Below are 26,092 nucleotides of genomic sequence, written 5' to 3'. Positions count from 1 at the left end.
GGCCTGCGGGGCGTCAACCCCCGGTGCCAAGTCGGATGTCATACCGGGGTAGGGGGTGCACGGGACCCCGCGGGCTCCCCCTCAGAACCAGATGCGGGACGCCAGCAGCCCCATCCCGGCCCCGGCCGCGTCCTGCCACACCCGCGGCGGGCCGTCGAGGAGCTCTTCGGGCTCCTGATCGCCCGGCCAGTCGCCGATCCGGGCCAGCGCCCGGGCGCGCTCCGCGCCCGTCAGGGCGAACGCCCCCTCGACGGCGGGCAGCAGACGGCGCACCCCGGCGGACGTGACCACCGCGTCCCCCGCCCACCCCGGCAGCGCCGCCGCCCGCGCGGGGCCGAGGCCGTGGAAGAGGGCCGCCACGGGGTTGTCCTTGCGGACCGCCACGATGAACGGATCGACATCGCCGTCGAACCGGTCCCACCACTCCATCACGTGCAGCTCACAGGACCGGTCCAGGGCGTCGAAGGCGGAGTCGTCGACCATGCCGTACAGGTGCAGCGCCTCCTCCGTGTTGTAGCCGTCGGCCCCCCATACCGGCACCGCCCCGCCACCCCGCGCGGCATCCCGCTCCCAGCGCCCCCAGGCCGCCACCGCGGACGGACGGGCCGCCGCGGCCGCGATCGCCGGGGCCGCACGCCGCGCCAGCTCCCCGATGTCCTCCGCGCCGAGCGCCCCCACCGCCCAGAAACTGGACATTCCCATGATCCGGTCCCCCGTTTACACACTGTGCCGACTCGGTATGGGACATCGTCCCGCACCGCACTGACACTCAGCGGTGGTCGAAGGAGATCCAGACGTCGGGCGGCAGATCCGGCCGCCGCGGCACCGGCCTGCGCTCCTCGGCCCACCCGTCCCCGGCGATCTCCGTGGCGACGCGCCGCCAGAAACGCACCGCGCCCGCGTTCGCGTCCTGGAAGGCGACCTCCCACCGGCCCGGATGCCTGGCCACCACCTGCCGGACCGCCCGCAGACCAACCCCCGCCCGGCGCGCACCGCGCACGACGAAGAAAGTGTTGAGCACCCGCGTCGAACCGCCCAGCCCCCGCACCAGCGCGAGCCCCGCCGGGCGCGCGCCGACCGTCAAGAGGTACGCCGCCCAGTCGGCGTCGCCGAGGACGGTCCGGGGCCGGTCGGCGTGGAACGTCCCGTCGGCATCCGGCAGCACCTCGTCGAACTCCGACAGGTCATGACGGAACATCAGCCACAGCCGCTCCACCACCGCCCGGTCGGCGATGGTCGCGGGACGCACGGAAACATGAGACACAAGGCTCCTTCCCAGGGCGGGACAGCCGCCGCGTATGTGCGTTCACTAGCAGACTGTGGCCATGACTGCCGCCTCTTCGACGACGCACCACGTGCCCTACTACTCGCAGTGGGAGTCCGCGGACCTCGTACCCGAGTTCGTGACGGGCGCTCGCGCGTCGGCCGATGATCCGCTGTGGCAGAAGAGCCGGAGGAGTACGGGTCCGCAGGAGACTGCGCACGAGGTCGAGTTAGCTCGATCGTGTGATGGTCGGCTCGTGGGCTTGCGGCGCCGTGGGGCGGGTGGGTTAGCGTGCTTGTGCGATCTGGGACGCCGGTACGGCGCCAGTGTGCGGGGCCTTCGCTCCACCAGTGGATGGTTTGAGGCCTCCCCGTCGCCTCTGGCCGTACCACTGGCCAGGTCGCGCAGGGAACTGGCCTCCCGGACCCGGACCACGCACAGGATGCGTGTCGCCGCCCCGGGGTTGAGTACGCCGGGGACCAGTGCGCCCACAACCGTTCGGGGCGTGCGGCTGATCGGGCTCACTCCTGCTCAGTCTTCAGGAACGGTTCCCGGGGCGTTCGCAGCAGTACCACCAGGTGCCCTGGGCGGACCTCGGACGGTTCTTCGTCGGCCGGGGTGTCGTCCTGGGGAACCGGGTGCGCTGACACCGCGGCCCGCTAGCCGCTGCCCGGGGTCACCAGGCCGGACTCGTACGCGAAGATCACCGCTTGGGCGCGGTCGCGGAGGCCTAGTTTGGCCAGGACGCGGCCTATGTGGGTTTTGACGGTCTGTTCGGCGAGGATCAGCGACTCCGCTATCTCCTGGTTGGACAGGCCGCGGGCGATCAGTTCCAGGACCTCCGTCTCGCGTGGGGTGAGGCCGCTGCGGCGCAGGAGGGAGGTGTTGCGGCGGGGGGTGGGGCGCTGGCGGGCGAATTCGGCTATCAGGCGGCGGGTGACGGAGGGGGCGAGGAGCGCTTCGCCCGCGGCGACGACGCGGACCGCGGAGATCAGGTCGGCCGGTGGGGCGTCCTTGAGGAGGAAGCCGCTGGCGCCGGCGCGCAGGGCCTCGTAGACGTAGTCGTCCACGTCGAAGGTGGTGAGCATGAGCACCTTCGGGCGGTGGGTGACACCGCGGGGTGGTTCGAGGAGCTGGCGGGCGGCCTCCAGGCCGTCCATCTCGGGCATGCGGACGTCCATGAGGACGACGTCCGGGTGGGTGTGGCGGCTGACGTCCACGCCCTGGCGGCCGTCCGGGGCCTCGCCGACCACGTCGATGTCGCTCTGCGCCGCGAGCAGCGCGGCGAAGCCCGCGCGGACCATGGCCTGGTCGTCGACGATGATCACGCGGATGGTCATGAGGCCGTCTCTTCCAGGTCTGGGAGGGGGAGCCGGGCTGCCACCCGGAAGCCGCCGTCCGGCAGCGGGCCGGTGTCGAGCATGCCCTCGACGAGGCGGACGCGCTCGACCATGCCCACCAGGCCGTGGCCGGTGCCGCTGGTCTCTAGAGGTCTGGAGGGGGCCTCGGCCGGGGGGCCGTTGACGATGAGGAGGGTCAGCCCGGAGCCGCCCTCGGCCACCGAGACCGAGACGCGGGTGGCGGCGCCGGGGGCGTGGCGCACGACGTTGGCCAGCGCCTCCTGCACGATCCGGTACGCGGACAGATCCACCGCCTGCGGCAGCGCGCCGAGCCCGGCCACCTCGTCGCCGATGGAGAGCTCGGTGGGTATCCCGGCCCGGACCGTCGCCTCGACCAGCTGCGGCACCTGGCGCAGCCCCGGCTGCGGGGTGCGCTCGCCGCGCGTCTCCTCGCTGCGCAGCACGCCCAGCAGCCGCCGCATCTCGGAGAGGGACTCGCGGGCGGTGGCGGCGATCGTGCCGAACTCCCGCTCCGCCTCGGGCGGCAGCCCGCCGATCCGGTACGGGGCGCTGTCCGCCTGCACCGTGATCACCGACATGTGGTGGGCGACGACGTCGTGCAGCTCGCGGGCGATACGGGCGCGCTCCTCCAGCAGCGTGCGGTGCGCCCGCTCGGCCTCGCTGATGGTCTCCTGCTCGGCCAGCCGCCGCTGGACGTCGCCGCGCTCCCGCAGCGCGCCGCCGACCAGCAGCACCACGCCGCTGAGCACGAACAGCAGCACATTGCTGCCGTCGCTCCTGGTCTGGAACGCCATCCCGAGGAGGAGCCCGGAGCCCCCGGTGACCAGCCACACCGCCACCAGGGTGCGGCGCGGTTCGCGCAGCGCGAGGGCGAGGAGTAGGAAGAGGTAGCCGACGATGGCGGGCGGCTGCCAGGGCCAGATGCGGTGCTGGAGGCCGGAGGTGCCCAGCACCACCAGCGCGGTCGTCACATCGGCGAGGAAGACGATCCACCACGCCTGGAGGGGACGGGTGACCGCCAGCAGCAGCGGCGTGGCCTGGGCGATCCCCAGCAGGGTGGCGAGACCGCCGCTCACTCCGTAGTCGTGGGAGAGGAGCTGGGCGGTGACCGGGACCAGGACGGTGGTGAGGATCATCGCGACGGCGTACGGCACCTTCCGCCGCCAGGGCCGGGAGGCCCCCGCGAGCAGCGGGGTCGCCGGATAGCTCGGGGTCACCAGGGCCCGGGCGAGCCCGCCCGCCTGCCGCCGGGCGGCCGCGGACAGGCTCTCGTGCGCGGTGGACGCCGTGGTCGGGGAGGCGGCGGTGGAGGGTGAGGACATGGTCGCTTCAGCGTAGGGTCGGCGCCCCTGACGCACGTCATACCTGGGAGCCCACTTATGGCTCATACCTGGGTAGGGGCTCGACGCCCTGGTTCCCCCTTCACAGCGCCCGCCTACAGCTCCGCCAGCAGCTCGGCCTTCTTCGCGCTGAACTCCTCGTCGGTCAGCAGCCCTGCCGTGTGCAGCTCGCCGAGGTGGCGGATGCGGTCGGCGATGTCGGCCGGGTCGCGGCGCGCCGGGGCCGTGGCGCGGGCCGGTGCGGGGGAGCCCTCGGCACACGGCGCGGGGGCGGACGCCCGTACGGCCTCCAGTACGGCGGCGGCGAACGGCAGGGACTCGTGGACGAGCCCGTACCCCATCCCGAACACCACGGCCGCGGGGTCCTGGTCGGGGCGGCCCGCGGGCTGGTCCTCGGCGCCGCGCGGCACCAGCCGCAGATGGCCGTGGCCGCCGCTCTTGGGGGCCGAGCCCCAGGAACCGGAGCCCTTCGTACCGGAGCTCCGGGAACCGGAGCCCTTGGCACCGGAACTCCTGCCTCCGGTGCTCTTCCCCGCGGCCGTGCCGTGGCTCACCGGACCCTGCGCGTCCGCTCCCCGCGCATCCGGGTCCTCCACCGGCGCCGTGGCCGCCGCCTTCGCGGCCGCGCCGCCCGAGCCCCGGTTCTCGGGCGAGCGCCACTCCACCCCGGCCAGCTCGTCGATCCGGAACCGCTGGTCCCCGGCCTTCCACTTCGCCGAGGACGCGCCGGTCCAGAACCAGCGGAACGACACCGCCTTGCCGTCGAAGGACGCCTTGCCGTCGTACGCCTTGAAGGACAGCGGCGGCGGGGGCGCCGCCACCAGATGGGACTCGGAAGCGGTGCCCGCGCCGGGCCCGAGCGCACCGCGCAGCTCCTCGGCGTAGTACTCGGCGAGGGACGCGCGCTCGGCGGGCAGCACCAGGCGGTACGGGTCGTACCCCTCCTTGAGCTGCCCGTCGGCGACGTCCATCAGCGGATCGGCGCCGGGTCTGGGCACCGCGCGCAACACCACCGTTCCACGTTTACCAGGAGCGAGATCGACCGCGGACAACGCTTCGTAGGGGATGTGCCGTTCGCCGAGCGCCTGCAGCAGTTTCGGCGTGCGGATTCCCCGTTCGAAGCGGATGAGCACGGAGTCGGTGTCGAACTCCCAGACGGTCTGAAAACCGGCCAGCACATCACCCATGCGGCTCATCGTATGCGGCGGTGGCCCGCCCGTCCCCCCTTGAGCGCTACGCGCGTCAAACGTCTAGGGCGATGCCAGTACGCGCCGTCCCCGTCCCTGTCCGCGTGCCCACCGCCCGGCTGCCGTGCCCTCATCCGCGGGTCGGCTCGGTCATCCGCGGGTCAGCTCAGCCCGGCGGTGCACGCCGCACTGTCCCCGCAGCTCACGGTCTTGACCCGGCCGACCCCGATCCGGGCGAAGTTGTCCAGGCTGGTGGTGCCGGGGTCGAAGTACCCGGCGTGTCCCTGGGCCCCGGCGGCGGACAGGACGCGGGCCCCGAAACCGGAGGAGAGCGGATCGGCGCCGTGGCCGAGGCCGCCGACCTCCAGGTGCGGGATGTCCTGAATCCAGTCGCCGGAGTCCCGCATCGCCCACACCCGGCGCCCGGCGCCCAGCTCCGAGGCGCGGTCCGCGCGCATGCCGGGGCTGCCCGCCACCGCGATGTCGGTGACCCTGGGCGGCAGGTCGCGGGCGGCGACCCCGCACACCACCGAGCCGTAGCTGTGGCACATCAGCGAGACGCGGGCCGGTTCGGGCAGCGCGTTGACCAGCGCGCGCAGCCGCAGCGCTCCCTGCGCGGCGAGCTTGCCGGTGGCCGCGTCCATGCCGATACCGGCCGGTGAGGTGTAGTCGGCCCAGGCGATCACGGCGGTCCTGGTGTCCGGGGCCTGGGTGCGCTCGTTGTGATAGAGCGCACGGGCCATGCCGACGGTCGCCGTGTACGGGCGGTCGGACTTCTGGAAGGTCAGGATGTTGGTGTCCACACCGGGCACCACGACCGAGACCCGCTGGGCGTGGGCGAGGTCGCCGAAGACCTCGGCGGCCCGGCCGGCGCCCGAGGGATCGAACGACAGGATCTGCCGCTGCCCGCTCAGCAGGTCCTCGTACCGGTGCATCCGCCGCCCGGCGTCATGGCGCCCGAACGGGGTCAGCTCGCCGTTGTGCATCCGGCGCCGCTCGATGTCCCGGGCCTGGGTCAGCGCGATCCGGTTGGCGCGGTAGCGCAGCCGCGCCGGAGCGCCGTTGAGGTTGCCGACGACCAGCGGGTAGCGGTCGACGAGACGGTCGCGCTGGGCCTTGGTGAGCGAGTCCAGCCAGCGGCCGAGGAAGCGCGGCGAGGCGTACGGGTCGGGCAGGGCGTGACCGTCGAGGGTGCTGTGGCGCCAGGCGCCGACCGACGCGGAGAGCGGGTCCGAGGCTCCTCTGTGGCTCCGTATGGCCGTCCAGCCGGTGGTGGCGAGCAGGACGAACACCACCGCCAGGGCGAGCAGAGCGCGCCAGGCGGTGGAACCGGGGGAGGGAGAACCGAGCTCCGAGAAGGAAGTCACCGCGGGACACCCTAGGAGAAGCCCGCCCACCAGCGCCAAATACCGTGATCTACCTCACGTTTGAGAGCGCGATTTTGACGGAAACTTATGTCGGATTTGATGCCTTTGGTGCCTCTTGTCGGGTTTACCGCTCGGCGCGCCAGTTCTCGGCGAGGGCCGGGCCCACATGGTCCAGGTGAAACGCGGTGATGTCCCGCAGGGCGTCCGTGGAGTCGTCGTCGCCCTCGCCCCACAGCTTCCCCGCGATCTGGATCACGCCGCCGAACATCGCGGTCAGCAGCCGCGGCCGGGGGTCCAGGGAGACGTCGAGGCCCTCGCGGCGGGCGATCTCCGAGGCGATCCGCTCCTCCAGTTCCGCGGTGCGGCGCAGATGGACGGCGAGCAGCGCGGGCGTCGACTCGATCACCCGGTACATCCGCATGTGGAGTTCGGCCGGAACCAGCTCCTCCAGGGAGTCCCCGATGCTGCCCCAGGCCCCGAGGACGGCGTTGCGCAGGGCGGCCAGCGGGGCCTCGTGGGCGGGGCGGGCGCACAGTGCCGCGAAGAAGTGCGACTCCGCCGAGTCCTGGGTGGCGAAGGCCACTTGCTCCTTGTTGGCGAAGTAGCGGAAGAAGGTGCGCTGTGAGACGTCCACCGACTCCGCGATCTCGTCCACCGTCGTGTGGTCGTACCCCTGGCAGGTGAACAGATCCAGCGCCGAGCGCACCAGCGCGCCGCGGGTCCGCTGCTTCTTGCGTTCGCGCAGTCCGGTCGGTGGCGGTGCCACCGCCTCGTCCGCTGTCACCTCTCGTGCTCGCTTTCTGTCGCGTTTCGGCAGGCCACCATACCTGTGGCCAATACGACAGAGACCAGCTGATGAATCAGTTTGTCAATTGTCAGACGCTGACATTAGCCTCCGAGCATGACGTCTGAGACCACCGTCGCCGACTCGGCGCCGGAACCTCCTATAAAGGATTCCCCGAAGGGGCTGCGAGGGCACCCCTGGCTGACGCTCTTCACCGTCGCGATCGGTGTGACGATGGTCGCCCTCGACGGCACGATCGTCGCCATCGCGAACCCGGCCATCCAGAGGGACCTCGGCGCCTCGCTCGCCGATGTCCAATGGATCACCAACGGCTATCTGCTGGCCCTGGCGGTCGCGCTGATCACCGCGGGCAAGCTGGGTGACCGCTTCGGCCACCGGCAGACCTTCCTCGTCGGTGTCGTCGCCTTCGCCGCCGCGTCCGCCGCCATCGGCTTCTCCAGCGATGTGGCACTGGTCGTGGGCTTCCGGGTGCTGCAAGGCCTGGGCGGAGCGCTGCTGATGCCCGCGGCGCTCGGTCTGCTGCGCGCCACCTTCCCCGCCGAGAAACTCAACATCGCCCTCGGTATCTGGGGCGCCGTGATCGGCGCCTCCACCGCCGCCGGACCCATCGTCGGCGGACTGCTCGTCGAGCACGTCAGCTGGCAGTCCGTCTTCTTCATCAACCTGCCCGTGGGCATCCTCGCCGTCGTCCTCGGCGTGATCCTCCTCGTGGACCACCGGGCCGAGAACGCCCCGCGGTCCTTCGACCTCCCCGGCATCGTGCTGCTGTCCGGCGCCATGTTCTGCCTGATCTGGGCGCTCATCAAGGCCACGGCGTGGGGGTGGGGAAGCGCCAACACGCTGATGTTCCTCGGCGCCGCGGCCGCCCTCTTCATCGTCTTCGTGATCTGGGAGAACCAGACCCGCGAGCCGCTGCTGCCGATGTCCATCTTCCGCTCGCTGCCGCTGACCGCCGGGACCATCCTGATGGTGCTCATGGCCTTCGGATTCCTGGGCGGGCTGTTCTTCGTCACCTTCTACCTGCAGAACGTGCACGGCATGAGCCCGGTCGACAGCGGTCTGCACCTGCTGCCGCTGACCGCCACGATGATCGTCTCCTCGCCGATCGCCGGAGCGCTGATCACCCGGTTCGGGCCGCGGGGGCCGCTGGTGGTGTCCATGACGCTCACCACCGTCGCCATGTGGGGGCTCTCCGGCCTGGAGGTCGGCACCGGCACGGTCGAGATGTCCGTGTGGTTCGCCCTCCTCGGCTTCGGTCTCGGCCCCGTGATGGTCGGCGCCACCGAGGTCATCGTCGGCAACGCGCCGATCGAGCACGCCGGTGTCGCGGGCGGCCTCCAGCAGGCCGCCATGCAGGTCGGCGGCAGCCTCGGTACGGCCGTCCTCGGCGCGGTCATGGCGGGCAAGGTGGACGACACCCTGCCCGACAAGTGGGCCAAGGCCGGACTGCCGCCCCTGAGGGGGGAGCAGGCGTCCCAGGCGGCCGACGCGGTCGCGGTCGGCATCCCGCCGGCGGCCAAGAGCACCCCGCCGGAGATCTTGGGGAAGATCACGAGCGTCACGCATGACACGTTCGTGTCGGGGATGGGGCTCGCCTTCACCGTCTCCGCCGTGGTCGCCGCCGTCGCGGCGCTGGTCGCGGTGTTCACCAAGGGTGGTGAGAACGCGGACGCGGGCGGCGGGGGCGTGCATATCTGACCTCTCAGGGTCAAGCCCCCTATCCGGGTGGACCTTCACCAACCCCGTGGTGGGGACGGGAGTCGGCCGACAGGCTGGCTCCCGTTCGCATTTCCACACGGGGAGTGATCCATATGCGCAAGACCATCCTGGCCACGGCGGTCCTCGCCCTGGCCTGCACCCTGGCCCCCGCCTCCGCCCACGCCGCGGCGCCCGGGCCCCGGCTCGGCAGCTGTGCCACGGGGCAGCTGTGCCTCTGGCACAAGGCAGCCTTCACGGGCGCGCGCCAGGTCCATGAACTGGCCGACACCGACATCGAAAGCTGCGTACCCCTGCCCCGCGGCGCCTCGGCCGCGTCCCTGGCCAACCGCACGGGCCGCCCCGTGACGGCGTACCAGAGCGCGGAGTGCGCCGAAACAGGCGAATTCCGCACCCACCCCACCGGCTCCTGGTCCCCCGAAACGTCCTACCAGGTACGGGCCTTCAAGATCTGGGAGCGGTGACGCACGGGGCGGGGCCGGGGTCTTGTTCCCCACCCCGCCCCTTCCCGAACCAGGGGCCACCCCTGGACCCCGGGGGCCTCTGGGCCGTTGTTCGGCGGGGCGTTGTGCTCCCGGCGGCGGGCACACGAAAGCGCCGGGCGAGCTGGCACCCCAGCTCGCCCGGCGCTTCGCGCTGTCGCGCTCGCGTGACGGTTACGCGTCGCCGCCCGCGGGGCCCGGGTCGGCGGCTGCTACGTCCAGGAGCTGGTAGCGGTCGATGGCCTGCTTCAGGAGCGAGCGGTCGACCTTGCCGTCCCTCGCCAGCTCCGTCAGCACGCCCAGCACGATCGACTCGGCGTCGATGTGGAAGAAGCGCCGCGCCGCGCCGCGCGTGTCGGCGAAGCCGAAGCCGTCGGCGCCGAGCGACTGGTACGTGCCGGGGACCCAGCGGGCGATCTGGTCCGGGACGGCGCGCATCCAGTCGGAGACGGCGACCTTCGGGCCCTCCGCGTCGGCGAGCTTGCGGGTGACGTAGGGGACGTGCTGCTCCTCCTCCGGGTGGAGCAGGTTGTGCTCCTCGGTCTCCACCGCGTCGCGGCGCAGCTCGTTCCAGGAGGTGGCGGACCAGACGTCGGCGCGGACGTCCCAGTCCTCGGCCAGCATCCGCTGGGCCTCCAGGGCCCACGGGACCGCGACGCCGGAGGCGAGGATCTGGGCCGGGTGGGTGCCCGACTCGCCCTGCCGGAAGCGGTGCAGACCCTTGAGGATGCCCTCGATGTCGACGTTCTCGGGCTCGGCCGGGTGGCGGGTCGGCTCGTTGTAGACGGTGAGGTAGTAGAAGACGTCCTCACTGTTCTCGCCGTACATCCGGCGCAGACCGTCCCGCACGATGTGGGCGATCTCGAAGCCGAACGCCGGGTCGTACGCGACGACGGCCGGGTTGGTCGAGGCCAGCAGCTGGGAGTGGCCGTCCGCGTGCTGGAGGCCCTCACCGGTCAGGGTCGTACGCCCGGCGGTCGCACCCAGGACGAAGCCGCGCGCGAGCTGGTCGGCCATCTGCCAGAACTGGTCGCCCGTGCGCTGGAAGCCGAACATCGAGTAGAAGACGTAGACCGGGATCAGCGGCTCGCCGTGCGTGGCGTACGCCGAACCGGCCGCGATCAGCGAGGCCGTACAGCCCGCCTCGGAGATGCCGTCGTGCAGCATCTGCCCGGTCGGCGACTCCTTGTAGGCGAGCAGCAGCTCACGGTCGACGGACTCGTACTGCTGGCCCAGCGGGTTGTAGATCTTGGCCGACGGGAAGAGCGAGTCCATGCCGAAGGTGCGGTACTCGTCGGGGGCGATCGGCACGAACCGCTTGCCGATCTCCTTGTCCCGCATGAGGTCTTTCAGCAGCCGCACGAACGCCATGGTGGTGGCGATCTGCTGCTGGCCGGAGCCCTTCCTGACCGCCGCGTAGGCCTTGTCGCCGGGGAGCTGCAGCGGCTTCGCGCGCACGACGCGGGTCGGCGCGTAGCCGCCCAGCGACTTGCGGCGGTCGTGCATGTACTGGATCTCCTCGGACTCCGGGCCCGGGTGGTAGTACGGCGGAACGCCGGACTCCAGCTCCTTGTCCGGGATCGGCAGGTGCAGCCGGTCGCGGAAGCCCTTGAGGTCGTCGACCGTCAGCTTCTTCATCTGGTGGGTCGCGTTGCGGCCCTCGAAGTTCGGGCCGAGCGTCCAGCCCTTGACGGTCTGGGCGAGGATCACGGTCGGCTGGCCCTTGTGGGCCTTGGCCGCCGCGTACGCCGCGTAGATCTTCTTGTGGTCGTGACCGCCGCGGCCCAGGTGCAGGATCTGGTCGTCGGTCATGCCGTCGACCATCGTGCGCAGCCGCTGGTCGTCGCCGAAGAAGTGGTCGCGGATGTACGCACCGGTCTCGGTGGCGTACGTCTGGAACTGGCCGTCCGGCGTGGTGTTGAGCCGGTTGACCAGGAGACCGTCGCGGTCCTGGGCGAGCAGCGGGTCCCAGGTGCGGTCCCACACCAGCTTGATCACGTTCCAGCCGGCGCCGCGGAACTGCGACTCCAGCTCCTGGATGATCTTGCCGTTGCCGCGCACCGGGCCGTCGAGCCGCTGCAGGTTGCAGTTGACCACGAAGGTGAGGTTGTCCAGGCCCTCGCGGGCGGCCAGGGACAGCTGGCCCAGCGACTCGGGCTCGTCCATCTCGCCGTCGCCGAGGAACGCCCAGACGTGGGAGTTGGAGGTGTCGGCGATGCCGCGCGCCTCCATGTAGCGGTTCATCCGGGCCTGGAAGATGGCGCCGAGCGGGCCGAGGCCCATCGAGACGGTCGGGAACTCCCAGAAGTCCGGCATCGACCGCGGGTGCGGGTAGCTGGACAGCGCGTGACCGAGCTTGGACTTCTCCTGACGGAATCCGTCCAGGTGATTCTCGGACAGCCGGTCGAGCAGGAAGGCGCGGGCGTAGATACCGGGGGAGGCGTGCCCCTGGAAGAAGATCTGGTCGCCGCTGTCCTGGTCCTTGCCGCGGAAGAAGTGGTTGAAGCCCACGTCGTACAGCGAGGCGGACGAGGCGAAGGTGGCGATGTGGCCGCCGACCCCGATGCCCGGGCGCTGCGCACGGGAGACCATCACCGCCGCGTTCCAGCGGGTCGCGTTCAGGACCTTCCGCTCGATCTCCTCGTTGCCGGGGAAGAACGGCTCGTCCTTGGTGGCGATGGTGTTGACGTAGTCCGTGCTGCGCATCTCGGGCACGGCCACCCGCTTTTCGCGGGCGCGCTCGATCAGGCGAAGCATCAGGTAGCGGGCCCGTTCCCGGCCTCGCTCGTCGACGGCCGCGTCGAGCGAGTCGAGCCACTCCCGGGTCTCTTCGGGATCGAAGTCCGGGACCTGGCTGGGAAGGCCGCCAATGATGATCGGGTTGCGATCTGATCCGGAAGCCACGCTATTCCTTCGCTTTTCGGTCGTGCTGTGCACGGACATGGATACGTGCTCTGCTGCTGTCGCGCCGGTCTCCATCGTGTACCTCGGGTACGGGATACGTCACCTCTACCGAGTGGTAACCACCACCAGGCGAGACTGCCGCTCGCCGGGCCGGACGGTGCCGGTCGGCGTGTGGTCGGCGTCGCGACGGCCAAATCGCAACCTTACGCCCACGTCCGGGGGCACCTGCGTACGGCCGTTCGGCTCCGGGCGGCGTAGGGTGTCGATACACACACGTAAGCTGGGCATAACGGGGTAATCCGGGCAGCAGCATGCCGTTCCGTGCCGTTCCTCCCTGATGGGAGTTGCGGCGACACGTCAACGTTTGGGCGGGATCGCTGGCCGGGTACTTGCGCGATCCGCCCGGCCCGTGTGGACTACGCCCCAATGCTTCGCGTACGCGCGCGGGGCGCTGACAGACTCGAAGAGTGAACGAAAGATGACAGGAGGCAATCCGTGAGCGCGACCGCGGACCACGCGGAGGAGCGGACCAACCCTGCCGCGAGGCTGGGTTTCCAGCCCGAGCAGGTGGTCCAGGAGATCGGCTACGACGACGATGTCGACCAGGAGCTCCGCGAGTCCATCGAGGAGATCACCGGCCAGGAGCTCGTCGACGAGGAGTACGACGATGTGGCCGATGCCGTTGTGCTGTGGTTCCGAGAGGACGACGGTGATCTGACGGACGCGCTGGTGGACGCCATCCAGATGATCGACGACGGCGCACCGGTCTGGCTGCTGACGCCCAAGACCGGGCGTGACGGCTATGTCGAGCCGAGCGACATCAATGAGGCCGCGACCACCGCGGGCCTGTCCCAGACGAAGAGCTTCAACGCGGGCAAGGACTGGACCGGCAGCCGCCTGGTCACTCCGAAGGCCGCCCGTTCGGGCAAGCGCTGAGGCCGAAGGACCTACATAGCCGAGCCCCCCGCCGTTCCCTTTCGGTGGGGGGCTCGGCGCGTAGGGTGGGCGTGATCAGTCGAGACTTTGATGTGAAGGGATGGCTCCCATGGCCATAGAGGTCGGTACGAAGGCCCCGGACTTCGAGCTGAAGAATCAGCACGGTGAGTCGGTCCGGCTCTCCGACTTCCGCGGCGAGAAGAACGTCGTGCTGCTCTTCTACCCGTTCGCCTTCACCGGCGTGTGCACCGGCGAGCTGTGCGCGCTCCGCGACGAGCTGCCGACGTTCGTCAATGACGATGTGCAGCTGCTCGCGGTCTCCAACGACTCGCCCTTCAGCCTGCGGGTCTTCGCCGAGCAGGAGGGTCTGGAGTACCCGCTGCTGTCGGACTTCTGGCCGCACGGCGAGGCCAGCCGCGCCTACGGCGTCTTCGATGAGGAGAAGGGCTGCGCGGTGCGCGGCACCTTCGTCATCGACAAGGAGGGCGTGGTCCGCTGGACGATCGTCAACGGCCTGCCCGACGCCCGGGACCTGAACGACTACGCCAAGGCTCTCGAAAGCCTGTAACGGGCGGGAACCGCTCACCAGGATCGACGCGTTGATCCTGTTGGGAAACCTCATAGAGATAGGGGCACACCGTGCTCCTGACGAACCTTTTTGGGAGGACTCGTGGGAGTCAGCCTCAGCAAGGGCGGCAACGTCTCGCTGACCAAGGAAGCCCCCAACCTGACCGCGGTCGTCGTCGGTCTGGGCTGGGACGCCCGTACGACCACGGGCAGCGACTTCGACCTCGACGCCAGCGCCCTGCTGACCAACACCGAAGGCAAGGTCGCCAGCGACCAGAACTTCGTGTTCTTCAACAACCTCAAGAGCCCCGACGGCTCCGTCGAGCACACCGGTGACAACATCACCGGTGAGGGCGAGGGCGACGACGAGCAGATCAAGGTGAACCTGGCCGGTGTCCCGGCCGATGTCTCCAAGATCGTCTTCCCGGTGTCGATCTACGACGCCGAGACCCGTCAGCAGAGCTTCGGCCAGGTGCGCAACGCGTTCATCCGAGTGGTGAACCAGGCCGACGGCAACGAGCTGGCCCGCTACGACCTCTCCGAGGACGCCTCCACCGAGACCGCCATGGTCTTCGGCGAGCTGTACCGGAACGGGGCGGAGTGGAAGTTCCGCGCCATCGGTCAGGGGTACGCCTCGGGGCTGCGTGGCATCGCGCAGGACTTCGGCGTCAACGTCTGAACCGGCCCAGGCGCCCGGCCGGGCCATGAACCCTCGGCCGGGCGCGCCGGGCCGTCTCGTCCGGCGCCGCACCCCTGCACGCGACAGGCGGGAGTGCGGCGCCGGATGCGCGTCGTACCACGCACTACCCCGGGGAGGGACCAGGATCATGGGCGTCACACTCGCCAAGGGGGGCAATGTCTCCCTGTCCAAGGCCGCGCCGAATCTCACCCAGGTGCTCGTGGGCCTGGGCTGGGACGCGCGCTCCACCACCGGAGCACCGTTCGACCTCGACGCCAGCGCGCTGCTGTGCGAGGCGGGGCGGGTGCTCGGCGATGAGTACTTCGTCTTCTACAACAACCTCAAGAGCCCTGAGGGCTCCGTGGAGCACACCGGCGACAACCTCACCGGGGAGGGCGACGGCGACGATGAGTCGGTGCTGATCGACCTCAGCAAGGTCCCGGAGCGGGTCGACAAGATCGTCTTCCCGGTCTCGATCCATGACGCCGACGCCAGGCGCCAGACGTTCGGGCAGGTCAGCAACGCGTTCATCCGAGTGGTGAACCAGGCGGACGGCGTTGAGCTGGCCCGCTACGACCTCTCCGAGGACGCCTCAGGCGAGACCGCGATGATCTTCGGAGAAGTCTACCGGCACAACGGCGAGTGGAAGTTCCGTGCAGTGGGGCAGGGGTACGCGTCGGGGCTCCGGGGCATCGCTCTAGACTTCGGGGTCAACGTTTCGTAAAGCCGCGTAACAGGCGCGGGGGAGACCGTACGAAGAAGGATTGGGTTGCCAGTGCTCCTCAAAACCTTTGGTTGGTCGTTCGCCGTCACGGCGATCGGTCTGGCCTTGGCCGGCGTCCTCTGGGGGTGGAAGGGGCTCGCGATCGTCGGAATCCTCTCCATCCTCGAGATCTCGCTCTCGTTCGACAACGCGGTGATCAACGCGGGCATCCTGCGGAAGATGAATGCCTTCTGGCAGAAGATCTTCCTGACCATCGGCATTCTCATCGCAGTCTTCGGCATGCGCCTGGTCTTCCCGGTGGTCATCGTCGCCATCACGGCGAAGCTGGGACCGATCGAGGCCGTGAACCTCGCGATCAATGACAAGGAAAAGTACGAACACCTGGTCACGGGCGCCCACCCGGCGATCGCGGCCTTCGGTGGGATGTTCCTGCTGATGATCTTCCTCGACTTCATCTTCGAGGAGCGCGACATCCGCTGGCTGGGCTTCCTGGAGAAGCCGCTGTCCAAGCTCGGCAAGCTGGACACCTTCTCGGTCGTCATCGCCCTGGCCGTGCTGCTGGTCAGTGCCACCACCCTCGCCACCGACGTGGCGCACGGCGGCGGCGACAAGAGCGCGACCGTGCTGCTGTCCGGGGTCGCCGGTCTGATGACGTACTTGGTCGTCAACGGGGTCTCCGGATTCTTCGAGGACAAGCTCGAAGAGGACGACGAGGACGAAGGGGATGGCGACGGCGCGGAAGGCGCTGACGGCTCTGACGAGAAGAAGCCCGCGGAGAGCGGGCAGCGCGGCAGCAGCGGCGCCACGGTGGTCGGCATGGCGGGCAAGGCCGCGTTCTTCATGTTCCTCTACCTCGAGGTCATCGACGCCTCGTTCTCCTTCGACGGCGTGATCGGTGCCTTCGCGATCACCAACGACATCTTCGAGATGGCGCTGGGTCTGGGCATCGGCGCGATGTACATCCGTTCGCTGACCGTCTACCTGGTCCGCCAGGGCACCCTGGACGACTACGTCTACCTGGAGCACGGCGCGCACTACGCGATCGGTGCGCTGGCCGCCATTCTGCTGGTCACCATCAAGTTCGAGATCAACGAGGTCATCACCGGCCTGGTGGGCGTCCTCCTCATCGGCGCCTCGTACTGGTCCTCGGTCGTCCGCAACCGCCGGGAGGGGCATGGCGGCGGAGCCGATTCCGAGGAGAAAACGGAAGTGACGTCCGGAGTCTGAGCAGTCCGACTGCCGGAGTGTGACGCACCGGCGTTTGAGGAACGCTCTCAGCGGGGCGGCCGAGGTCTTTTGACCTCCCGGCCGCCCCGCTGCTCATGGAGCGGTGTTGAGGCAGTGGGAGCCACGAAGGGTGGGGGTGCGCACGATGGCGTTCTGGAGCAACTGGGGGCGGTCCGCGTGGCGCGAGTTCGAAAGCGGTGACGCGACCGGCGCGGTCGAGCTGACCAAGCGGAACTCGGCGATCTCGTTGACCAAACAGGGCGCCGCCAGCGGCAACCTGCGGATCAATCTGTCCTGGCAGATGCGCACCTCGGACTTCAACAGCCGGAGGCCCAGTCTGCTGCGTCACCCGCTGCAGATGTTCAAGCCGCAGGTGGTGCAGGCCCAGGGGCCCGCCATGGTCAACGTCGACCTGGACCTGGCCGTCATGTACGAGCTGAAGAGCGGCGCCAAGGGCGTGGTCCAGCCACTCGGCGACTTCTTCGGCAACCTCAACGAGGCGCCGTATGTGAAGCTCAGCGGGGATGACCGGTTCGGCTCCGGCATGGGCGAGACGATATACATCAATCTGGACCACAAGGACGACATCAAGCGTCTACTCGTCTTCGTCTACATCTACGACGGCACGCCCGCCTTCGACCGTACCCATGGCATGGTCACGCTCTTCCCCAGCAACGGCCCGCGGGTGGAGATCGCGCTCGACGAGCGGGCCCCGCAGGCCCGCTCCTGCGCCGTGGTCATGCTGGAGAACGTCAAGGGCGAGATCGTCGTCCGCCGCGAGGTGAAGTACGTCTACGGCTTCCAGGCCGAGCTGGACCGGCTCTACGGATGGGGCCTCCAGTGGGGCCGCGGCTACAAGTCCAAGGTGTAACCGCCGCCACCACCGGCGCTCGCGTCGGCTAGCGCTTCTGGAACTGCGGCCCCTGTGGCGGCAGGGCGAAGTTGGGGTCGGGGAACGGCATCGGCAGCGGCGGCGGGGGCGGCGGATCGGTCCGCTGCACCTGCTGCGGATAGCCGTATGCGGGCGGCTGCGGGTAGCCGTAGCTCGGCTGCTGGGGGTAGCCGTACGCGGGCTGTGCCGGGGGCTGGGCGGGCGGCTGCGGATAGGCCGGAGCCGGGGGCTGCTGCGGCGCCTGGGGCGGTCCGGGCGGCTGTGGCGGCAGGTAGTAGTCGCCGTCGCCCGTCGCGGCGCCCGTGACGCCCGCCGTGGCGTCCTGCGAGGGGGAGTACGGCTGGGTCGCCTGAGAGTCCCAGGGGTCGGGCTGCGGCAGGGGTCGAGGATGCGGCAGAGCGGCCGTCTCGGCCTGGCTGGAGGCCAGGCCCGGGCCCGGCGGGGACAGGGGCTCGGCCACGGCGGCCTCCGGCTCCTCGGCGCCCCGGTCCCGTTCCGCGGCCTCGCCGTCGTCCACCGAGATGCCGTACTCCGTGGCCAGCCCGACCAGCCCGGACTCATAGCCCTGCCCCAGCGCGCGGAACTTCCAGCTGTCCCCCCGCCGGTACAGCTCGCCGCAGACCAGCGCGATCTCCTTGCCGGTCTCCGGCAGCACCGCGAAGATCGCCAGCGGTTCCTCGGCGGCCGACGGCGACGCGTCGTACAGCAGCAGGCTCAGATCCCGTACCTGTCCGAAGGTGCCGCCGTCCGCCGACGCCGCGAGCACCACCCGGTTCACCTCCGGCTCCAGCGCGGTCAGATCGGCCTCGATGGTGTCCGTCAGCCCTTCGGGCGCCTGCTTCTTGGGCAGGTGCCGGACCAGGCCGGAGGGGTGCCGTGGCTGGTTGTAGAAGACGAAGTCCTCATCCGAGCGCACGCGGTCGTCCCTGTTCAGCAGGAGGGCCGAGGCGTCGACGTCCGGCACGTCCGTGCCGGGGGTCCAGCGCAGCACCGCGCGTATGGCCGTGGCCTCGAGCGGGATGTTCGATCCCTTCAGCATGGCGTGCGTCATGGCGGTAATCCTGCCCTCCCGCAGGGTGCCGGGACAACGCAGGGGGCGGGGAAGAGCTGGTGGGATGTGGCCGGACGGGCATGCCGGATACCTGAGCGACGCAGAGGAGTTACGTGATTTTCACGGCCTTGGGGAACTTTTGACCAGGGCTCGGACGTACGATAATCGGCCACCCGAGGATCGTGTGGCCCGGGTGGGGAACCGGCAGTGCGGGGAGATACATGCGGCATTTTGGACATCTGCCGGACGAGGTGCGGACGCGCCTCTTCCACCAGCAGCCCGTGGAATTCACGGTCGACTCACCGGCCCGGACCCTCGCCGTCGCTCTCGGCGCCACCCTCTACAGCCCCGCCACCCGGCCCGCCCTCGCCGAGGACATCACCAAACAGGCTGGTCAGGGCGTTGTCTCCATGGTGCTGTGCCTGGAGGACTCGATCCATGACGCCGAGGTGCCGAGCGCCGAGGAGAACCTCGTCCGGCAGTTCGCCGCCCTCGCCGAGCGCGGCGCGGACACCGATCTGCCGCTGCTCTTCATCCGGGTCCGCACCCCCGAGCAGATCGTCGACCTCGTCCGGCGGCTCGGACCGGCCGTGCGGCTGCTGTCCGGATTCGTACTGCCCAAGTTCACCGAGGAGCGCGGCGTTCCGTTCCTGGAGGCGCTGATAGCGGCCGAAAGCCGCGAGGTGGCCGAGGTGTTGGGGAAGCGGCGACTGTATGCGATGCCGGTCCTGGAGTCGCCCGAGCTGATGCACCGCGAAACCCGCACCGACACCCTCGCCGGGATCGGCCGGATCGTCGACAAATACCGGGAGCGGGTGCTGGCGCTGCGGCTCGGCGTGACCGACCTGTGCTCCGCGTACGCGCTGCGCCGGGCGCCCGACATGACCGCGTACGACGTCCAGCTCGTCGCCTCCGTCATCGGCGACGTAGTGAACATGCTGGGCCGGGCCGACGGCACCGGATTCACCGTCACCGGCCCGGTGTGGGAGTACTTCAAGCAGCACGAACGCATGTTCAAACCGCAGTTGCGGCTCAGCCCCTTCTCCGGGCGCGCCGAATCGCTGCGCGCCGCGCTCATCGAGCACGACATGGACGGACTGCTGCGCGAGATCGAACTCGACCGGGCCAACGGGCTCCAGGGCAAGACCTGCATCCACCCCACCCATGTCGCCCCGGTGCACGCCCTGTCCGTCGTCAGCCACGAGGAGTTCAGCGACGCGGTGGACATCCTCGAACCCGAGCGCGGCGGGGGCGGTGTGCTGCGTTCCGCGTACACCAACAAAATGAACGAGGTGAAACCGCACCGGGCCTGGGCCGAGAGGACCCTGCAGCGCGCCGAGGTCTTCGGCGTCGCCCGGGAGGACGTGAGCTTCGTGGAACTGCTGGCCGCCGGCCTGCGGACCGCGTGAGAGGAAACGAGGCAGACAGCGTGGTGTGGTCGGGACAGTGGGTCGCGGACCGGCTCGGCGTACGGCTCGACGGCGACGGGCGGCTGCCAGGGCTGCTCGGGCTCGCCCTGCGGCGCAACCCCAAGCGGGCGCATCTGCTCGTGTCGAACGTGCTCGGCAAACACGTCCCCCAGCGGCCCGCCGCCGTCCACGGCGCGGGCGTGAGCCTCGGGCAGGAGGTGCGCGCCCTGCTGGGCGACGAGGCGGCCGCCCGCGCCGTCGTCCTCGGCTACGCCGAGACCGCCACCGGCCTCGGCCACAGCGTCGCCGACGGCCTCTCCCTCGCCCCGTACCTGCACTCGACCCGCCGCCCGGTCGCGGGCGTGCCCACGGTGGGCGGCTTCGAGGAGGAGCACAGCCACGCCACGTCCCATCTGCTGCTCCCGGAAGACCCCCGGCTGCTCGCCACGGACGGCCCGCTGGTCCTGGTGGACGACGAGTTCTCCACCGGCCGCACGGTCCTCAACACCATCGCCGCCCTCCACCGCCGCTTCCCCCGCGACCGCTATGTGGTGGTCGCCCTGGTCGACATGCGCTCCCCCGGGGACCGCGCCCGCCTGGACGCCTTCGCGGCCGACCTGGGCGCCCGCGTGGACCTCGTCTCCGCCGCGGCAGGCACGGTCCACCTCCCGGACGACGTCCTGGAACGAGGCCGAACCCTGGTAGCCGCCCACACCCCGGCCCCGGCGGGGGAGGGGGCGACGGCGGAGAGCCTCGCGGCGGCGGTGCCGGATGCCGATGGCCCGGGTGGCCCGACGGTCGGAGCCACCCCGGTGGCTCTGGCGGCTCCGGCCGCCCCGGCGGCGTGGGGCGGTAGGCCGCCATCCGGGCCCGCGGCCGGTGGCGACGCGGGTAGCCCGGGGGCGGACCACGGGGCACGGTCCGTGCTGGGCGGCGCGTCGCCGTCCGGGCCCGCGGGCCCGGCTACCGGAGCCGCTCCGGCGACGAGCGGGGCCCAGGCCGCGCGGGAGGCAGACCCGCGGACGTCCGCCCCCGCCGCCCAGGCAGAGGCCGCGGCCCCCGCCGACGAGGCCGGGCCGCCCGGATCGGCAGGGGCGCGCCGGGCGGACGGCGCCCCGAGGGCCGCCCGGGTCGAGCTGGGCTGGCCGGAAGGCCTGCCGGACGGCGGGCGCCATGGGTTCACCCCCGCCCACCGCGCCCGCCTGGAGGCGGCGCTTCCGGCCATGGCATCACGCCTCGCCGAGGCCCTGACCGGAGCCCCCGGGACCCCGGCCGGGCCGGGCTCGCCCGCCCTGGCCGTGCCGCCCGCCGACGGGTCGGCGCACACCGGGCCGGAGCCCGCATCGGCCGGGGCGGTGGGCGCCGCCGATGTCCCCGGCCCGTCGGACCGGGCGGGTACCGGCCCGGCGCCGGTGCGTGGCGGGGCGCCCGGGTGGGGCGACGGCGCTGCGGCCGGGGCGGCGGGTGCCGCCGGTGCGGCCGGTTTGCCGGGCCGGAGCACCCCCGCCGCCGAGCCGCGCCGCGTACTCGTGCTCGGGTTCGAGGAGTTGATGTACGCGCCGCTGCGGCTCGCCGGGGCGCTGGACGGGGTGCTCGACGGGGCCGAAGTGCGGTATTCGACCACCACGCGGTCGCCCGTGCTCGCCGTGGACGACCCCGGCTACGCGATCCGCACCGCGCTCACCTTCCCCGCCCACGACGCCCCCGCCGACGGGCCCGGGCCGCGCTACGCGTACAACGTGGCGCCCGGCGCCGACCCCGCGCGCCGCTTCGACGCGGTCGTCGCCGTCGTCGACTCGGCCGCCGACACCCCCGCGCTGCACGCCCCCGACGGGCTGCTCGCGCGGCTGGCCGCGCACACCGACCGGCTGCTGCTGGCCGTCGTCCCCTCCTACGTACCGACCCCCACCGCTCCCGTCCCCGAACGGCAGGCCCCCTCCATGCACCACGCGCCGCCCGAACCCCTGCGCGGTCCCGCGTTCTCGTCGTACGCCCCCGACGACGTCGGCTGGCTGCTCCGGGACTTCTCCCACGTCACCCTCGAAGCCCCCACCGAGGAGCGCGAGGAGGCGATCCAGAGCGGCGGGGCGCACTACGCCGAGTCGCTGCCCGTCGAGTACCAGCCCAGCGAGGACTACCAGGAGCTGTTCCGGGCCGCGCTCGCGGCCTCCGCGGGCCGGATCGCGCGCGCGGTCGGCACCGTCACCGAGACCGTGCTCGCCGAGCGCTCCCCGCGCCCCGTCCTCGTCTCGCTCGCCCGGGCAGGTACGCCCGTCGGCGTGCTGATGCGCCGCTGGGCGCGCCACGCCCACGGGCTCGACCTGCCGCACTACGCGGTGTCCATCGTGCGCGGCCGTGGCATCGACACCGCCGCGCTGCGCTGGCTGGCCGACCACCACGACCCGGCCGATGTCGTCTTCGTCGACGGCTGGACGGGCAAGGGCGCGATCACCCGCGAGCTGTCGGACGCGCTCGCCCCGTACCCCGACTTCGACCCGCGGATCGCGGTCCTCGCCGACCCGGGCCGCTGTGTCGACACCTACGGCACCCGCGACGACTTCCTCGTCCCCTCCGCGTGCCTCAACTCGACCGTCTCCGGGCTGATATCGCGCACCGTGCTCCGCGCCGACCTCGTCGGACCGGACGACTTCCACGGCGCGAAGTTCTACCGCGAGCTGGCCGACGCGGACCTCTCCGGCGCCTTCCTCGACGCCATCACGGCCCGCTTCCCGGAGGTCGCCGACGACGTGGCGGCCGACGCGAAGGAGCTGGCCGCCGCCGACCGCACCCCGACCTGGGAGGGGTGGCGGGCCGTCGAGCGGATCAGCGAGGAGTACGGCATCCACGACGTCAACCTCGTCAAGCCGGGCGTCGGCGAGACGACGCGCGTGCTGCTGCGCCGCGTCCCGTGGAAGATCCTCGCCAAGCGGGGCGCGGGCGCGGACCTGGACCATGTCCGGCTGCTCGCCGAGCAGCGCGGGGTGCCGGTCGAAGAAGCGGACGGCCTGCCGTACACCTGCGTGGGGCTGATCCACCCGCGCTACACACGAGGCGCCACGGGCGCGGACGGCAAGGCGGTGGCGTCGAGATGAACGCGACGATGACCTACCCGGCGTACGGATACCCCGCGGAGGCGGCCCGATGACCGTTCTGGTGGCAAGTGATCTCGACCGTACGCTGATCTACTCGGCGGCGGCGCTCGGCCTGGACATGCCCGACAGCGAGGCGCCCCGGCTGCTGTGCGTCGAGGTGTACGAGGGCAAGCCGCTGTCGTACCTGACGGAGGCCGCGGCCGGGCTGATCGCGGAGCTGGCCCGCACCGCCGTCTTCGTACCGACGACCACCCGCACCCGCGAGCAGTACGGGCGCGTCCATCTCCCCGGCCCGGCCCCCCGCTTCGCGATCTGCGCGAACGGCGGCCATCTGCTGGTCGACGGCGAGTCCGACCCCGAGTGGCACGCGGGCGTGCGCAGCGCCCTGGCCGACGGCTGCGCCCCCCTGGAGGAGGTCCGCGCCCACCTGGCCGCCACCTCCGACCCGTCCTGGCTGCTCAAGGAGCGGGTCGCGGAGGGCCTGTTCGCGTACCTCGTCGTGGAGCGGAAGCTGCTGCCGGACGATTACGTCAAGGAGCTGGCGGTGTGGGCGGAGCCGCGCGGCTGGACCGTCTCGCTCCAGGGCCGCAAGATCTACGCCGTTCCGAAGCCGCTGACCAAGAGCGCGGCCGTCGCCGAGATCAAGCGCCGCACGGGCGCGGACGAGGTGCTCACCGCGGGCGACTCGCTCCTCGACGCCGACCTGCTGGAAGCCGCCGACCAGGCCTGGCGCCCCGGCCACGGCGAACTGGCCACCGCGGGCTGGACGGCGCCGCGGGTCACGGCGGTGGAGGAGCAGGGCGTCGCGGCGGGCGAGGCGATCGCCCGCGCCCTGTCCGAACACGCCGCCCTGCACCGGGCGAAGGCACGCCGCGAGGTCATTCGCGCGGTTTCCCGCGGCCGGGGCTGATCTACTGGCGGTGCGCGTTACAGTCGGGCCGGTTCCGGTTGATTCCGGTTGAGTACCGCACCGGTTCCCCACCGGATCGCACCGGAACGCGACCGCACCGGAACGCAATCGGGCCGGAACCCGACCGGACCGGATTCGGATCGACGAAGGGGCCCCGTGGCCGAGAGCAAGAGCACTCCGATCACCAGCGAGCTGTACGGCTACATGCTGGCCCACAACCCGCCGCTCGACCGCGTGCAGCGCGAACTGGTCGACGTGACCCACGCCCGGCTGGCGGAGTACGCCGGGATGCAGTCCGCCGAGGAGCAGGGCCCGCTGCTGGCGTTCCTGGTCCGGCTGACCGGCGCCCGTCACATCGTCGAGGTCGGCACCTTCACCGGCTTCTCCGCGCTGTCCATGGCGCAGGCCCTGCCCGCCGACGGCACGCTGATCGCGCTCGACGTGTCGGACGAGTGGACCGCGTACGGCCGGGAGGCGTGGGCCGAGGCGGGCGTCGCCGACCGTATCGACCTGCGGATCGCGCCCGCCCTGGACTCCTTGCGCGCGATGCCCGCCGAGCCGCACATCGACCTCGTCTACCTCGACGCGGACAAGGGCAACTACATCCCGTACTGGGAGGAGCTGGTGCCGCGGCTGAACCCGGGCGGGCTGATCGTCGCGGACAACGTCTTCTACGGCGGGTCCGTCGTCGACCCGGCGGCCAGTGGTGGCGGTGCCGCGATCAAGTCGTTCAACGACCATGTGGCGGCCGATGACCGCATGGAGGCGGTCATGCTCACGATCGCCGACGGCCTGACCCTGGCTCGTCGCCGCTGACCTGCCGTTCGCCACGGTGGCGGCGGCGCCGACGGGGGCGGCTCGTCTCGGCCGGGGTGGCCGTGTCGCCCGGCCCCCGGTCCAGCTTCCCCCACTTCCCGGGCGGCTGCCCGCCACCCGTCTCCGCCGCCCTTTCCTCCGCGCCGCCCGTTTCGGCGCCGTGCGCCTGCGTGCCGCCCGTTTCGGCGGCCTGCCGCCGTGCGGCCACGACCTCGCGCGCCCGGGCCTCGCGCTGGGCCTGCTCGGGGTGGCGGGCGATCCAGTACGGGTTGTCATGCGGCAGCTTGCTGCTGACCCTCCCGTACATCCCGAACCACATCAGCATCAGCCCCACCACAAAGCTGAACAGCACGTTCTGCAGCCGGAAGGCCAGGAAGTTGAAGCTGGTCTCCAGCAGCGCGAGATTGACGAAGCCGCTCAGCAGGAAGAGCAGCCCGAGCACCAGGTTGAGCGTCGAGGCGAAGTTGCCGCCGATGACCATGCCGATGAACAGCAGCACCCCGATGGCGATGGACAGCACGCTCAGCGCGCCGTTGGTGTTGAGCCCGGCGGCGGTCGCGCCACCGATGTCGAAGAACCCGATGTTGTCCGTCAGCCCGAGGATGCCGAAGGCGACGAGGACCAGCCCCATCAGCCCCGCGCCGATGCGGTAGACCCGGCTCAGCCGGTGGTCGACCGGCAGATGCTCGTCCAGCTTGGTGTGCCCGCCGATCCGCTCCGGAAAATGCCGCGCGGTGCCCGCGGGGTGCGGACCGATGGGGGAGGGGCGGCCAGTAGCCATGTCGGCCTCCTAACCGGCGAGGCCGTACCCGGTGGGTACGCGGGGGTACGTGCCGTTTTACGTACCCCCGATGACGTACCTCCCAGGATCAGCCGCAGCACCCGCCCCCGCAACATCCGCCCCCGCCACCGGCGGGCGCGGCCGGTGCCGAGGAGGAGGCGGAGCCGCCGGTGACGGCGACGGTCGACAGCAGCTTCACCGTGTCGCCATGCCCTTCCGGGCAGGACGCGGGCGCCGAGGACTCGGCCATGGGCCGGCTGAGCTCGAAGGTGGTCCCGCAGGCGCGGCAGCGGTATTCGTAGCGAGGCATGCCAGGAGCATAACCAGCCCGAACACCCCCAGAACCCCATTCCCGCCCCTTGACCCAGCCCCGGCCGAGCGCCCGGCCCTGGGGCTCAGCGTCCACCCCCGCACCGGCCCACGCGCCCAAGCACCAGGCCCAGCCCTCCGGCAGCATCTGCCCCCGGCCCCCGGCTCGGCCCTGCACCTAGGGCCTGTCGTTTGGATCAGGGCCGGGCTCGCGGGCCCTGGCACGCGCATCTGCGGCGTTGTCGTCACTCGCCGACGCTCCGCGTCGACTCC

General features: G+C 71.2%; 23 protein-coding genes. 12 read left to right on the top strand and 11 right to left on the bottom strand.

Going from position 1 to position 26,092, the window contains the following annotated elements; genetic code table 11:
- Positions 1-81: 81 nt before the first annotated feature.
- The 7 genes from ABZ370_RS33445 to ABZ370_RS33415 form a co-directional block, all read right to left on the bottom strand.
- Positions 82-702, bottom strand: a complete 621-nt coding sequence (locus ABZ370_RS33445; protein WP_358628584.1) for a hypothetical protein — start codon at positions 700-702, stop codon at positions 82-84.
- A gap of 67 nt (positions 703-769) precedes the next feature.
- A complete protein-coding gene (locus tag ABZ370_RS33440; RefSeq protein WP_358628581.1) occupies positions 770-1,264 on the bottom strand; it encodes a GNAT family N-acetyltransferase in 495 nt (164 codons plus the stop codon).
- A gap of 659 nt (positions 1,265-1,923) precedes the next feature.
- Positions 1,924-2,604, bottom strand: a complete 681-nt coding sequence (locus ABZ370_RS33435) for a response regulator transcription factor (protein WP_358628578.1) — start codon at positions 2,602-2,604, stop codon at positions 1,924-1,926.
- Positions 2,601-3,947: a sensor histidine kinase gene (locus ABZ370_RS33430; RefSeq protein ID WP_358628575.1), complete on the bottom strand. Its 1,347-nt coding sequence runs from the start codon at positions 3,945-3,947 to the stop codon at positions 2,601-2,603. The genes ABZ370_RS33435 and ABZ370_RS33430 overlap by 4 nt, the downstream gene beginning before the upstream one ends.
- A 113-nt stretch (positions 3,948-4,060) precedes the next feature.
- Positions 4,061-5,152: a DUF4429 domain-containing protein gene (locus tag ABZ370_RS33425; RefSeq protein ID WP_358628572.1), complete on the bottom strand. Its 1,092-nt coding sequence runs from the start codon at positions 5,150-5,152 to the stop codon at positions 4,061-4,063.
- Between the two features lie 161 nt (positions 5,153-5,313).
- Positions 5,314-6,519, bottom strand: coding sequence for an alpha/beta hydrolase (locus tag ABZ370_RS33420; protein WP_358628569.1), 1,206 nt, complete (start codon positions 6,517-6,519; stop codon positions 5,314-5,316).
- 124 nt (positions 6,520-6,643) lie between these two features.
- The gene (locus ABZ370_RS33415) at positions 6,644-7,303 is read right to left on the bottom strand and encodes a TetR family transcriptional regulator (protein WP_358628566.1); all 660 of its coding nucleotides are present in this window, start codon (positions 7,301-7,303) and stop codon (positions 6,644-6,646) included.
- Positions 7,304-7,420: 117 nt separating this feature from the next.
- Here ABZ370_RS33415 and ABZ370_RS33410 point away from each other — a divergent pair, with 117 nt between their 5' ends.
- Together ABZ370_RS33410 and ABZ370_RS33405 are read left to right on the top strand one after the other, a co-directional pair.
- Entirely contained in the window at positions 7,421-9,022 is a 1,602-nt protein-coding gene (locus ABZ370_RS33410) for an MFS transporter (RefSeq protein WP_358628564.1), read from the top strand.
- A 113-nt stretch (positions 9,023-9,135) separates the two neighbouring features.
- Positions 9,136-9,504, top strand: a complete 369-nt coding sequence (locus ABZ370_RS33405) for a peptidase inhibitor family I36 protein (protein ID WP_358628561.1) — start codon at positions 9,136-9,138, stop codon at positions 9,502-9,504.
- Between the two features lie 192 nt (positions 9,505-9,696).
- Here ABZ370_RS33405 and aceE read toward each other — a convergent pair whose 3' ends face one another.
- Positions 9,697-12,426 carry a pyruvate dehydrogenase (acetyl-transferring), homodimeric type gene (gene aceE, locus ABZ370_RS33400; RefSeq protein WP_358628558.1) on the bottom strand — a complete coding sequence of 910 codons (2,730 nt, stop codon included), beginning with the start codon at positions 12,424-12,426 and terminating at the stop codon, positions 9,697-9,699.
- A gap of 495 nt (positions 12,427-12,921) precedes the next feature.
- Between aceE and ABZ370_RS33395 the strand changes: the two genes are divergently transcribed.
- From ABZ370_RS33395 to ABZ370_RS33370, 6 genes are all read left to right on the top strand, one after another.
- Positions 12,922-13,362 carry a DUF3052 domain-containing protein gene (locus ABZ370_RS33395; RefSeq protein WP_014060347.1) on the top strand — a complete coding sequence of 147 codons (441 nt, stop codon included), beginning with the start codon at positions 12,922-12,924 and terminating at the stop codon, positions 13,360-13,362.
- A gap of 109 nt (positions 13,363-13,471) precedes the next feature.
- Entirely contained in the window at positions 13,472-13,930 is a 459-nt protein-coding gene (locus ABZ370_RS33390) for a peroxiredoxin (RefSeq protein ID WP_358628553.1), read from the top strand.
- 102 nt (positions 13,931-14,032) lie between these two features.
- Positions 14,033-14,608: a TerD family protein gene (locus ABZ370_RS33385; RefSeq protein WP_358628550.1), complete on the top strand. Its 576-nt coding sequence runs from the start codon at positions 14,033-14,035 to the stop codon at positions 14,606-14,608.
- Positions 14,609-14,756: 148 nt separating this feature from the next.
- Entirely contained in the window at positions 14,757-15,332 is a 576-nt protein-coding gene (locus ABZ370_RS33380) for a TerD family protein (RefSeq protein ID WP_358628547.1), read from the top strand.
- Positions 15,333-15,383: 51 nt separating this feature from the next.
- Entirely contained in the window at positions 15,384-16,559 is a 1,176-nt protein-coding gene (locus ABZ370_RS33375) for a DUF475 domain-containing protein (protein WP_358628544.1), read from the top strand.
- Between the two features lie 145 nt (positions 16,560-16,704).
- Positions 16,705-17,430 (top strand): Tellurium resistance, encoded by a 726-nt coding sequence (locus ABZ370_RS33370; protein WP_358628542.1) that lies wholly within the window; start codon positions 16,705-16,707, stop codon positions 17,428-17,430.
- 28 nt (positions 17,431-17,458) lie between these two features.
- Here the strand turns inward: ABZ370_RS33370 and ABZ370_RS33365 are convergent, their stop codons facing one another.
- Positions 17,459-18,502: a TerD family protein gene (locus ABZ370_RS33365; RefSeq protein ID WP_358628539.1), complete on the bottom strand. Its 1,044-nt coding sequence runs from the start codon at positions 18,500-18,502 to the stop codon at positions 17,459-17,461.
- A gap of 221 nt (positions 18,503-18,723) precedes the next feature.
- On the opposite strand from ABZ370_RS33365, the gene ABZ370_RS33360 reads away from it, so the two are divergent.
- The 4 genes from ABZ370_RS33360 to ABZ370_RS33345 all read left to right on the top strand — a co-directional run bounded on the left by ABZ370_RS33360 (position 18,724) and on the right by ABZ370_RS33345 (position 24,729).
- Positions 18,724-19,911, top strand: coding sequence for an HpcH/HpaI aldolase/citrate lyase family protein (locus tag ABZ370_RS33360; protein ID WP_358628537.1), 1,188 nt, complete (start codon positions 18,724-18,726; stop codon positions 19,909-19,911).
- 20 nt (positions 19,912-19,931) lie between these two features.
- Positions 19,932-23,003, top strand: coding sequence for a phosphoribosyltransferase domain-containing protein (locus ABZ370_RS33355; RefSeq protein ID WP_358628535.1), 3,072 nt, complete (start codon positions 19,932-19,934; stop codon positions 23,001-23,003).
- 49 nt (positions 23,004-23,052) lie between these two features.
- Positions 23,053-23,913, top strand: a complete 861-nt coding sequence (locus tag ABZ370_RS33350; protein WP_358628532.1) for an HAD family hydrolase — start codon at positions 23,053-23,055, stop codon at positions 23,911-23,913.
- Positions 23,914-24,117: 204 nt separating this feature from the next.
- Positions 24,118-24,729, top strand: coding sequence for a class I SAM-dependent methyltransferase (locus ABZ370_RS33345; RefSeq protein ID WP_358628885.1), 612 nt, complete (start codon positions 24,118-24,120; stop codon positions 24,727-24,729).
- Here ABZ370_RS33345 and ABZ370_RS33340 read toward each other — a convergent pair.
- Together ABZ370_RS33340 and ABZ370_RS33335 are read right to left on the bottom strand one after the other, a co-directional pair.
- A complete protein-coding gene (locus tag ABZ370_RS33340; RefSeq protein WP_358628530.1) occupies positions 24,689-25,510 on the bottom strand; it encodes a DUF4383 domain-containing protein in 822 nt (273 codons plus the stop codon). The genes ABZ370_RS33345 and ABZ370_RS33340 overlap by 41 nt on opposite strands.
- A gap of 88 nt (positions 25,511-25,598) precedes the next feature.
- A complete protein-coding gene (locus ABZ370_RS33335) occupies positions 25,599-25,820 on the bottom strand; it encodes a zinc ribbon domain-containing protein (RefSeq protein WP_358628527.1) in 222 nt (73 codons plus the stop codon).
- Positions 25,821-26,092 lie beyond the last annotated feature (272 nt).

Origin of the sequence: Streptomyces sp. NPDC005962, from assembly GCF_040629205.1 — a bacterium.
Lineage (GTDB): Bacteria > Actinomycetota > Actinomycetes > Streptomycetales > Streptomycetaceae > Streptomyces.
The sequence above is the reverse complement of the archived record's forward strand: the minus strand, read 5'-3'. Positions and strand labels throughout refer to the sequence as shown.

Excerpts from the sequence above, each read along its gene's own strand:
- ABZ370_RS33335 (WP_358628527.1), bottom strand. The coding sequence starts at position 25,820 with ATGCCTCGCTACGAATACCGCTGCCGCGCCTGCGGGACCACCTTCGAG.
- ABZ370_RS33405 (WP_358628561.1), top strand. The coding sequence starts at position 9,136 with ATGCGCAAGACCATCCTGGCCACGGCGGTCCTCGCCCTGGCCTGCACC.
- ABZ370_RS33370 (WP_358628542.1), top strand. The coding sequence starts at position 16,705 with ATGGCGTTCTGGAGCAACTGGGGGCGGTCCGCGTGGCGCGAGTTCGAA.
- ABZ370_RS33425 (WP_358628572.1), bottom strand. The coding sequence starts at position 5,152 with ATGGGTGATGTGCTGGCCGGTTTTCAGACCGTCTGGGAGTTCGACACC.
- ABZ370_RS33435 (WP_358628578.1), bottom strand. The coding sequence starts at position 2,604 with ATGACCATCCGCGTGATCATCGTCGACGACCAGGCCATGGTCCGCGCG.
- ABZ370_RS33365 (WP_358628539.1), bottom strand. The coding sequence starts at position 18,502 with ATGACGCACGCCATGCTGAAGGGATCGAACATCCCGCTCGAGGCCACG.
- ABZ370_RS33340 (WP_358628530.1), bottom strand. The coding sequence starts at position 25,510 with ATGGCTACTGGCCGCCCCTCCCCCATCGGTCCGCACCCCGCGGGCACC.
- ABZ370_RS33410 (WP_358628564.1), top strand. The coding sequence starts at position 7,421 with ATGACGTCTGAGACCACCGTCGCCGACTCGGCGCCGGAACCTCCTATA.
- ABZ370_RS33360 (WP_358628537.1), top strand. The coding sequence starts at position 18,724 with ATGCGGCATTTTGGACATCTGCCGGACGAGGTGCGGACGCGCCTCTTC.
- ABZ370_RS33430 (WP_358628575.1), bottom strand. The coding sequence starts at position 3,947 with ATGTCCTCACCCTCCACCGCCGCCTCCCCGACCACGGCGTCCACCGCG.
- ABZ370_RS33380 (WP_358628547.1), top strand. The coding sequence starts at position 14,757 with ATGGGCGTCACACTCGCCAAGGGGGGCAATGTCTCCCTGTCCAAGGCC.
- ABZ370_RS33350 (WP_358628532.1), top strand. The coding sequence starts at position 23,053 with ATGACCGTTCTGGTGGCAAGTGATCTCGACCGTACGCTGATCTACTCG.
- ABZ370_RS33445 (WP_358628584.1), bottom strand. The coding sequence starts at position 702 with ATGGGAATGTCCAGTTTCTGGGCGGTGGGGGCGCTCGGCGCGGAGGAC.
- ABZ370_RS33390 (WP_358628553.1), top strand. The coding sequence starts at position 13,472 with ATGGCCATAGAGGTCGGTACGAAGGCCCCGGACTTCGAGCTGAAGAAT.
- ABZ370_RS33345 (WP_358628885.1), top strand. The coding sequence starts at position 24,118 with ATGCTGGCCCACAACCCGCCGCTCGACCGCGTGCAGCGCGAACTGGTC.